Here is a 2,210-nt window from a genome sequence, read left to right as displayed (position 1 = left end):
TCACCACTCCTCTCGTGGTGGCAGTTCAGTCCCACAGTACCGACAGAACCGCATCGGCGCACGCGGCGTTTCCCGCCCGGTATCATATGAAAACTCACGGCCACACTCCGCACATGCTGTCTTTGGCATTGGTGTCTCCAGTAGCCGCTGTTGCACTGCTGGCTACAGAGTAACTACGCTCGCCTGCGTGGTAAAGATGCGCATGGGATTGACGAGAGCGGGCGACCAATCTACACTCACATAGAATATTCGACGACACCGTACACCGTACCATGAGAGAACGTAGTCACTCGGTTTCAAGTGCCGCGTAAATCTCTGCGTGCCGCCGTCCATCGAGTTTCCCCATCTCCGATGCAATCTCGCGGCGTTCTTCAGCACTTTCGACCGCCTGATACTGCTCGTATAGCTGGCGGACCTCGTCATCAACCGGGGCCGAGGAATCAGTACTGGACGCCATGACTATCTCGAACAGACTCAATATGGTCGTTTATCAGTTACGACGATCGCAGGCCTGGAATCAGCGATAGAGGAGATTCTGAAAGGCCTGCTGTCGGATAATGGAGTGGATCGAGTGACCACGTATGGTTAGGGCGTTTATGCAAGGTATAATTTTAGGGATGTACACCCCATAGATAGGTATATCATGAACTGTCCTGACTGTGGATTCCCGTTAGCAGTAGAACAGGAACTGTCAGAAGAAACCGTCTTCGGCTGCCGAAGCTGCGGGGCGGAACACATCGAGTGAATCGGTGTGCCCAATACTCCGTAGGGGTTCGTAACTTCGGTCTATAGCCACGAATATGGTCACGGCTGCTGTTCGGCGAATCGACCGTCGGGCTATTTGCTATATATACTTTCTACGTTTTGCACGCTGCTTGTAACAGAGACGATAGAGATCTCCAGTCAAGTAACTTCGACTACGAGAAACTCATCATCATAAATCTCGATTCGAGAGTTACTGTAGACGAATGAGACGCAAATGTCCGCGTGAGATGTAAGTATCGCCTCCAGCGAGTCAGGCTCGATCGTCTCGTAGAGCAACGGAAGGTCAGTAATGGCAGTAGACTCAAAGCTACTCACACTCTCGAGGACCGCTTCGCTCACCCGCTCATCTGCAGCGATCTCGTATTTCATTATCGGTATATGGATCTACAGAGGGATAATTAACCGTGGCATTTATCCACACACTCTCTACGTTACGTACTGACCAATCCGCAGCTTAGATAGAGAGCCGTTACCACTAGAACCATCGGTTCTGACACCCGACGATTACAAGTACCGTGTTCGTCGATGCAGTATACACCGAATGTCAGAAACCACGCTCCTACGCTAGGATAGACTTGTACCAGCGGGCAATACCACCCACTATGACTGCCGACGAAACGCTGGTCCACCACGGAACACCCCCCGAACCAACGAATCTTCGATACGTTGTTCTACCACCACACAACTTTGATCGAGTTCTTCGTGGCTACGTCGCCGTCTCAATCATCGAGCAACGAGCGAGCTCGCTGGACGTAACTGTTCGCGCCCCAGCTACGGGCATCGCTGATCTCATCGAGGAGTAGTCGAGCATCGGCAGCTGATAGCTGGTCAGTTCGAACGAGCACCGAGAGCAACGTCGGTGTCGTGACGAGCCGGGTATCAGCGAGTGAGGCGTGGATCAAGCCTAGCTGGTTGAACTCGTCACAGAGGAAGAGCGCAGCATCGAGATCGTTCGCGAGGGAGACAGCCGCGTTTTCACCGTCATCGAGCGGAAACTCGGCATCGAGGTCGGCCGGCTGTGTCGTGACTGAATCCGCTCGGTCGAGCACGGCGGACGCGGCGTGTCCATGGATATCATCGTACGAGGCAATCTCTCGGAGTTCCTCAACGACCGCCGTCGGGACAACGACCTCGTATCGGGAGAAACACAGTGCGAGTGGATCGGGATCGTCGTCAGTAACGATCCCGAGGCTCACGAGGGCGGAGGCGTCTGCGATAAGCCGCGACATCTATGCGTCGGTGAGTTCATCGACGAAGTCCTCGTTCAGCTGCTGTTTCAGCACTCGGATGTTTGCCGCCTCTTCGGCGCCGACGAGCGCTTTGAGTTGCTCGAAGGAAATCTCGTCGTCGTAATAGGCGGCGGCAATCTCTTGGGTGAGTGCGTCGTCGTGAGCGGCGTCTTGGAGGTACTCCCGAAGCGCGGTCACGAGTACGTCTGTCCGGTC

At 54.4% G+C, this 2,210-nt stretch carries 4 protein-coding genes; all 4 read right to left on the bottom strand.

Annotation, left to right across the window (positions count from 1 at the left end):
* Positions 1-286: 286 nt before the first annotated feature.
* Positions 287-457 (bottom strand): hypothetical protein, encoded by a 171-nt coding sequence (locus tag EGH23_RS26225; protein ID WP_220582925.1) that lies wholly within the window; start codon positions 455-457, stop codon positions 287-289.
* A 446-nt stretch (positions 458-903) separates the two neighbouring features.
* A complete protein-coding gene (locus EGH23_RS26220) occupies positions 904-1,134 on the bottom strand; it encodes a HalOD1 output domain-containing protein (protein ID WP_220582924.1) in 231 nt (76 codons plus the stop codon).
* Between the two features lie 350 nt (positions 1,135-1,484).
* A complete protein-coding gene (locus EGH23_RS26215; protein WP_220582923.1) occupies positions 1,485-1,994 on the bottom strand; it encodes a PIN domain-containing protein in 510 nt (169 codons plus the stop codon).
* Positions 1,995-2,210, bottom strand: a 216-nt coding sequence (locus tag EGH23_RS26210; RefSeq protein WP_220582922.1) for a hypothetical protein, incomplete at its 5' end; no start/stop codon positions are given.

It is taken from the genome of Haloarcula nitratireducens, assembly GCF_019599505.1.
This window is presented reverse-complemented; position numbering and strand designations above follow the sequence as displayed.

What these genes read in the sequence shown, in the direction of transcription:
- EGH23_RS26220 (WP_220582924.1), bottom strand. Translation starts at nt 1,134, where the DNA reads ATGAAATACGAGATCGCTGCAGATGAGCGGGTGAGCGAAGCGGTCCTC.
- EGH23_RS26225 (WP_220582925.1), bottom strand. Translation starts at nt 457, where the DNA reads ATGGCGTCCAGTACTGATTCCTCGGCCCCGGTTGATGACGAGGTCCGC.
- EGH23_RS26215 (WP_220582923.1), bottom strand. Translation starts at nt 1,994, where the DNA reads ATGTCGCGGCTTATCGCAGACGCCTCCGCCCTCGTGAGCCTCGGGATC.